The 7,159-nt window shown below is 69.6% G+C and carries 6 protein-coding genes; 2 read left to right on the forward strand and 4 right to left on the reverse strand.

All coding sequences use genetic code 11. The features are described 5' to 3' along the window. On the forward strand, positions 1-1,119 hold a 1,119-nt coding region (locus ACLN58_RS15195; protein WP_415856096.1), incomplete at its 5' end, for an ABC transporter substrate-binding protein. Between the two features lie 305 nt (positions 1,120-1,424). Then, positions 1,425-3,053 (forward strand): chaperonin GroEL, encoded by a 1,629-nt coding sequence (groL, locus tag ACLN58_RS15200; protein ID WP_415856097.1) that lies wholly within the window; start codon positions 1,425-1,427, stop codon positions 3,051-3,053. A 219-nt stretch (positions 3,054-3,272) separates the two neighbouring features. Here groL and ACLN58_RS15205 read toward each other — a convergent pair whose 3' ends face one another. The 4 genes from ACLN58_RS15205 to ACLN58_RS15220 all read right to left on the reverse strand — a co-directional run bounded on the left by ACLN58_RS15205 (position 3,273) and on the right by ACLN58_RS15220 (position 6,963). Further along, the gene (locus ACLN58_RS15205; RefSeq protein ID WP_415856098.1) at positions 3,273-4,238 is read right to left on the reverse strand and encodes an RNase H family protein; all 966 of its coding nucleotides are present in this window, start codon (positions 4,236-4,238) and stop codon (positions 3,273-3,275) included. Positions 4,239-4,307: 69 nt separating this feature from the next. Then, entirely contained in the window at positions 4,308-4,595 is a 288-nt protein-coding gene (locus tag ACLN58_RS15210) for a WXG100 family type VII secretion target (protein WP_415856099.1), read from the reverse strand. A gap of 102 nt (positions 4,596-4,697) precedes the next feature. Then, on the reverse strand, positions 4,698-6,257 hold the full coding sequence (locus ACLN58_RS15215; RefSeq protein WP_415856100.1) for a sensor histidine kinase: 1,560 nt from the start codon (positions 6,255-6,257) through the stop codon (positions 4,698-4,700). A 1-nt stretch (position 6,258) separates the two neighbouring features. Next, positions 6,259-6,963, reverse strand: a complete 705-nt coding sequence (locus ACLN58_RS15220; RefSeq protein WP_136609222.1) for a response regulator transcription factor — start codon at positions 6,961-6,963, stop codon at positions 6,259-6,261. Positions 6,964-7,159: the final 196 nt, after the last annotated feature.

A 7,159-nucleotide genomic window follows, 5' to 3' on the forward strand; every position in this document is an offset into this window, starting at 1 on the left:
ATCGGGCTCTTGCTCGACAACGCCGGCAATCAGGTGTACCTCAACGACGCCCAGCGCGCCGCCGTGGAACTCGCGGTCCAGCAGGCCAATGCCGCGGGCGGCCACAAGGGCCGGCCCATCGAGCTCATCCCTCCCGCGCCGTCCACGGACACCGCCGCAGCCGCGCGGCAGCTCGTCGCGGCGAAGGCGGACGTGGTCGTCGGGCCCACGGACTCGAGCCACGCGCCGGGAGCGATCGACGTGCTCGACAAGGCCAAGACGGTCCTCATCTCGCCTGCCAACCTCGACGACGAGCTTTCGGGCTACCCGAGCGGGGGCTACTACTTCCGCACGTCCCCGACCGAGTCCTCGGAGGGCGCGGCCCTCGCCGCGCTCGCGAAGGACGGCGACGCGAAGCGCGTCGCGGTGCTGCGGCAGAAGGGCTCGTACGCGCAGGCGGTCGGCGACGCTGCGTCGTCGTCCGTCAAAGCGAATGGCCTCGCGGAGGGCGGCAGCGGAGAGTTCACGGGGCACGACGCGCGGGCGGCGGCCTCCGCCGCGGTTGCCGCGGGGGCGGACGCCGTCGTCGTTATCGCACGGGACGATCCCCAGGCGGTGCTCGCCCAGGTCCACGATGCGGGCGTGCCCGGCTCGAAGCTCGTGCTCTCGGACGGGCTCATTGCCAAGTACGGATCGGGCCTCGCGAGCGGGGCGCTCGACGGCGCGCGGGGCCTTGTGCCCGGGCTGTACCCGAGCGCGGCGTTCCAGGCGGACATGCTCAAGCAGGCGCCAAGCCTCATCGACATGACGTTCGCGCCCGAGGCATACGACGCGGCCGCTCTTGCGATCCTCGCCGCGGGCGCCGCGCAGGACGACGGCGGCCCCTCCATCGCGTCGCATCTCATCGCCGTCTCGGGCGGCACGGCGGGGGTCTCCGAGCCGGAGAAGCGGAAGAAGTGCGCGGTCCTGACCGACTGCCTCGCGCTCGAATCGAAGGGCACGCCGATCGACTACGACGGCCAGTCCGGGCCCGTCGCCTTCGACCAGAACGGCGACATCACGACCGCGAACTTCACTGTGTTCCGGTACAGCGCGGACAACGCGGCGCGGCAGGCGGGTGCGCAGTCCGTCGCGCGCTGACCCCGGCGCTCGGCTGACCGCCGGGTTCAGGTCCCGAGTCCTCGCACCGGGCAGAATGAGGGCCGCGCGCTTGCACTCGACCGTGCCGAGTGCTAATTATTGACCTAGCACTCCCACAGGCAGACTGCTAAGCCAGCGGGGCCGCACGGCTCGGCAGGCAGCGTCCGTCCGCGGGAGGAAGGGAACACCACGCTGGGGTGAGGCGTCAGCCAACCGGGAATGGAACGGGAGGCGGGCGCCGGCCGTCGCGGGCGCTGCAGCGGGTGCGCTCACCACACACCGTCCCGAAAGGACAGATAGCCGTTATGGCCAAGATCATTGCATTCGACGAAGAGGCCCGTCGCGGCCTCGAGCGCGGCCTCAACACGCTGGCCGATGCTGTCAAGGTCACCCTCGGCCCGCGCGGCCGTAACGTCGTCCTCGAGAAGAAGTGGGGCGCCCCCACGATCACCAACGACGGCGTCTCGATCGCCAAGGAGATCGAGCTCGACGACCCGTACGAGAAGATCGGCGCGGAGCTCGTCAAGGAGGTCGCCAAGAAGACCGACGACGTCGCGGGCGACGGCACCACCACCGCCACCGTTCTCGCGCAGGCCCTCGTCAAGGAAGGCCTCCGCAACGTCGCCGCCGGCGCCGACCCGCTGTCGCTCAAGCGCGGCATCGAGAAGGCCGTCGACGCCGTGACGAAGGAGCTGCTCGAGTCCGCCAAGGAGATCGAGACCAAGGAGGAGATCGCCGCGACCGCGTCCATCTCCGCCGGGGACACGCAGATCGGTGAGCTCATCTCCGAGGCGCTCGACAAGGTCGGCAAGGAAGGCGTCATCACCGTCGAGGAGTCGAACACGTTCGGCCTCGAGCTCGAGCTCACCGAGGGCATGCGCTTCGACAAGGGCTACCTCTCGGCGTACTTCGTCACCGACGCGGAGCGCCAGGAGACGGTCCTCGAGGACCCGTACATCCTCATCGTCAACTCGAAGATCGGCTCCGTGAAGGATCTCGTCGCCGTCCTCGAGCGCGTCATGCAGGCCAACAAGCCGCTCCTCATCATCGCCGAGGACGTCGAGGGCGAGGCCCTCGCGACGCTCATCGTCAACAAGCTCAAGGGCACGTTCAAGTCCGTCGCCGTCAAGGCTCCGGGCTTCGGCGACCGCCGCAAGGCGATGCTCACCGACATCGCGATCCTCACCGGCGGTCAGGTCATCGCCGAGGAGGTTGGCCTCAAGCTCGAGAACGCCACGCTCGACCTCCTGGGCAAGGCCCGCAAGGTCGTCGTGACGAAGGACGAGACCACGATCGTCGAGGGTGCGGGCGACGCCGAGCAGATCGCCGGCCGCGTCTCGCAGATCCGCGCCGAGATCGAGAACTCCGACTCGGACTACGACCGCGAGAAGCTCCAGGAGCGCCTCGCGAAGCTCGCCGGCGGCGTGGCCGTCATCAAGGCGGGCGCGGCCACCGAGGTCGAGCTCAAGGAGCGCAAGCACCGCATCGAGGACGCAGTCCGCAACGCGAAGGCTGCCGTCGAGGAGGGCATCGTCGCCGGTGGCGGCGTGGCCCTCATCCAGGCCGGTGCCAAGGCGTTCGCGAACCTCGCTCTCGAGGGCGACGAGGCCACGGGTGCCAACATCGTGAAGATCGCGATCGAGGCTCCGCTCAAGCAGATCGCGTTCAACGCTGGCCTCGAGCCGGGCGTCGTGGCGGACAAGGTTCGCCAGCTGCCCGCTGGCCACGGCCTCAACGCGGCGACCGGCGTCTACGAGGACCTCCTCGCCGCTGGCGTCAACGACCCGGTCAAGGTGACCCGCTCTGCGCTGCAGAACGCCGCCTCGATCGCCGGCCTCTTCCTCACCACGGAGGCCGTCGTGGCCGACAAGCCGGAGAAGAACGCTCCGGCCATGCCCGGTGGCGACGACATGGGCGGCATGGGCGGCTTCTAGCCCCCACACCGTCTCGGGTACGGATATCCGGGCGCGACAGCGTTTCGGGTACGCGAGGCGGGCTGCGAAGCACGACGGCGGGGTCCCCACTCAGGTGGGGGCCCCGCCGTTCGCAGGGGGTAGCACGTAAGCTCGCTCCCGCTTCTTTCGAAGACGGCTTGTGGCCGAGAAGACGTACTGAGGATGTCTTCTCGGCCACAAGGCGTCTTCCTGTGATGGCTACGCCTCGCGGGTTCCTTGGTGGAAGCGGAGGCGCCAGCGCCCTTCGGTTCGCTGCCACAGCGAGCTGCGGAGACTCGAGCCCTCCGCGCTCTCGGTTCGGTACACAATCTGGATGACGTCGGGACCGAGTGGTGTTGCATCGAGGAGCTCGAACGAGACGCTCAGCTCCGGGTTCTGCACGAGCGCGTCGACGATCTCGTCACGATCCCAGAGGCGGCCCGATTGCCCGATCTCGCGGTACTCGGGGTGCAGGAGATACGCGAGCTGGCCGAAGTCCGCGCGGGTCTCAGGGTCGAGGAGCTCCTGCTCGAGTTCGACGACCGCGTCGAGGTCCAGCTGGCCGGGAAACGTCCCCTCGACGGGCCCCTCGGTCACGGGAAGCTCGCTGAACAGGTCGGCCTGGACGGGCTCAACCTCCTGCACCACGGCCGCCGGCGCAGTGGCCGCCCGAGCGCGGGACGGGACGTGAACGGGGGCCTCAGCTGAGCCACTGGCGTCGCCCTCGAACCCCGGCCCCTCGACCGGCGCGACCCCGGCCTGATACGCCGTCGCGCACGCGCGCGCCCGCTCGTCGGCGGCCTCGTTGAGCGAATGCCCGGCATGGCCCTTGACCCACTCGAACGTGTAGGAGCGGCCCACGAGCTCCTGGTCGATCTGCCGCAGCAGGTCGACGTTGAGAACGGGCTTCCCGTCCGCCTTCTTCCAACCCCGGCGCTTCCAGCCCGGCATCCACTTCGTCACGCAGTTGATGACGTACTGGCTGTCGCACAGAATCCGGAGGTGCTCCTCGGGCGTGTGCGCCGTTGACCGGAAGAGGTCGAGCACCGCCATGAGCTCGCCCTGATTGTTCGTGCCGTGCGGCCAGCCGCCGGCGTGCCAGCGGTCGTCGTCCACGTACCAAGCCCATCCGGCAGGGCCGGGATTTCCGAGGGCAGAGCCGTCTGCGGCGGCGGTGATCGTCATGCCGACCATCCTGCCAGACACGGCCGACACGCCACCGCAGCGGCCCCCAAGCCCCAGTCCCCGGCCGGGCTATTGGAACAGCCGCGCGTTGCTGCCCTCGACCTCGGAGTAGGCCGAACTCGCGTGCCACAGCGCCGCGGCGATCGCGTCGAGCGTTGTATGCACCTGAGACTCGGCGGCGCCCCACTGTGCCACGACGGCCTGGAAGTTCGTCGCCGCTTGGCCCTGCCAGCTCCCCTGGAGGTCGTCGAGCGCGCCCCTCATGCCGAGCACCTCGGCCCGGAGCCGTTCAATCGTCGCAGCGACCCTCTGGGCGCTCGCGTCCATGTGTTCGGTATCGGCCTTCAGCAGTGCCATGGTTCAGCCCCCTCGTGCGGGCGGGCCCCCTGCCCGCCGTCACCACGAGCCTAGGGAGGCGAGCAGGCGCGCCGCAGCCGCCCGCCGTCGTATGTGGACAACTCAGCGGGTCGGGGATCCCTCGCGGGGAACTGACGGCGCCCCTGGCCCTGCGTGCGGTGCTCCGGGCCCCGCAGCCGCGCGCCCCGCCTTCGGCGGTTCGGAAGGCGGCTCGGGAATCGGCTTGAACGGCAGCTCGATGACAAAGGTTGCCCCGCCGCCGGACGTCGCCCGGTGGCGCACCCGGCCGCCATGCGCCCCGACGATCGCGGCGACGATCGCAAGCCCGAGCCCGGTCCCGCCCGTTTCGCGCGTGCGCGACGTGTCAGCGCGGTAGAACCGCTCGAAGATCTTGGGTGAATCCTTGTCCGAGATCCCGGCCCCATGGTCACGCAGCTCGAGCACCGAGATCCGCCGGTCGCCGTCGTTCCTGACGCCCACGGCGATTTCAAGCGGCGTCCCAGGGGCCGTGTATGCGAGGGCATTGCCCATGAGGTTGCCCACGACCTGCCGCAGCCTCCCCTCGTCTCCGAGCGCGGGCGCGGCGGCCGGGCCGTGACCGTCGCTGAGCCCCACGAGCCGCACGCTCCGGTCCGGAGCCGACGCCTGCGTATCCACGACGGCGTCGTGCCCGATGGGCAGGAGGTCCACGGGCCGCAGGACCACGGGTCGCTGCTCGTCGATGCGCGCGAGCGTGAGCAGGTCCTCGACCATCGTGCCCATGCGCTTCGCCTCGCTCTCGATCCGGCCCATCGCGGTCCCCACGTCGTTGGGTGTCGAGAGCGCCCCGTGCCTGTACAGCTCGGAGAAGCCGCGGATGGTCACGAGCGGGGTCCGCAGCTCGTGCGACGCGTCGGAGACGAAGCGCCGCATGCGCGCCTCGGACTCGGTTCGATCCTGGAAGGCGCGCTCGATGTGCGCGAGCATCGCATTGAGCGAGGAGGAGAGCCGTCCGAGCTCCGTGCCCGGGGCCTCCTCGTCGACGCGTTGGGAGAGATCTCCCGCAGCGATCGCGGCGGCGGTCTTCTCGACGCGGCGCAGCGGCCGGAACGCGCGCGTAACGGTCCACGACGCCACGAAGAACACGAGCGCAAGCGCGAGCACCCCCACGACGATCTCGAGCAGGAGCGTGTGGTTCATCGCGTCGTCGACGCTCGTGAGCGGCAGCGCGATGAGCATCGCGGCGCGCTCGCCGGTGCTCGTGATCCGCACGGGGATGGCGATGTAGCGCCAGTCCGAATCGTGGTCGGTCCCGTTGGCCTGCCGGATGGTCTGGCTCGACTGCATCTGCTGCGCCTGGTCGGCCGTGAGCGTCGGGACGTCGGGCCGCACCTCGTTCGAGTTCGCGACCGGGTAGATTCGCGGCGGCGCCCCGGCCGTGTACAGGACGAGCGTGTAGTCGGACGGCATGATCGGATTGCGCGTCGTGAGGAGGTCGATGTCCTGGTTCTGCCGCGCGTAGTCCGAGGCATCAAGCAGCTTCGCGTCGACCTGGCTCACCAGGAACGTGTGCAGCTGGGTGAGGGTGCCCGCGCTCGTGAAGACGATCGCCGCCGTGAGCAGCACCATCATGATGGCGACGAGCTGAGAACGCAGCGACGCCTTCTTCCAGCGGGCTAGCACGTCAGCGCTTCTCCGCCGTCCTGAGGACGTAGCCCACGCCGCGCTTGGTCTGGATGAGGCTCGGCCCGTTGGCGTCGACCTTGCGGCGCAGATACGAGATGTAGGACTCCACGATCGAGGCGTCGCCGTTGAAGTCGTACTCCCACACGTGGTCGAGGATCTGCGACTTCGAGAGCACCCGGTTCGGGTTGAGCATCATGTAGCGCAGGAGCTTGAACTCGGTGGGGGAGAGGTCGATCGTGAGGCCGCCGCGCCGCACTTCGTGGGCGTCGTCGTCGAGCTCGAGGTCGTCGACGCGGATCACGGCATCGTCGTCGAGGATGGGCTGCGTGCGCCGGAGCACGGCGCGGATGCGCGCCACGACCTCGTCGAGGCTGAACGGCTTGGTCACGTAGTCGTCGCCGCCGACCGTGAGGCCTTGCACCTTGTCCTCGGTCTCGTCCTTCGCCGTGAGGAACAGGACGGGCACGTAGCGGCCGGACGCGCGGAGCTTGCGGGTCACCGTGAAGCCGTCCATGTCCGGCAGCATGACGTCGAGCACCATGAGGTCCGGCGCGTGCTCCTCGGCGGCGGCGAGGGCCTCGCGACCGTTGCTGGCCGCGACGACCTCGAACCCCGCGAAGCGCAGGGACGTCGAGAGGAGCTCGCGGATGTTCGGCTCGTCGTCGACGACGAGGAGCTTGGCTTCGGGTCCGGTCTTCTTCACTCTCCCATCGTGCGCTCAGTTTCTGTGAACCGGCTGGACGTACTCTGTGTGCGGAACGCGGCGCGGCTGGGCGGCGGCTTGGCGCCCCCGGTGCCTATTCGGGGCGGTTGGAGGACGCGCCGTCGTGCGTGAGCTGGACCGGGTGGTTGGGCATGGCGAGGACGACGTCGGAGCGACCTCCCGTGGCAAGCGGCAG

It is taken from the genome of Sinomonas sp. G460-2 (assembly GCF_047759905.1).
GTDB lineage: Bacteria > Actinomycetota > Actinomycetes > Actinomycetales > Micrococcaceae > Sinomonas.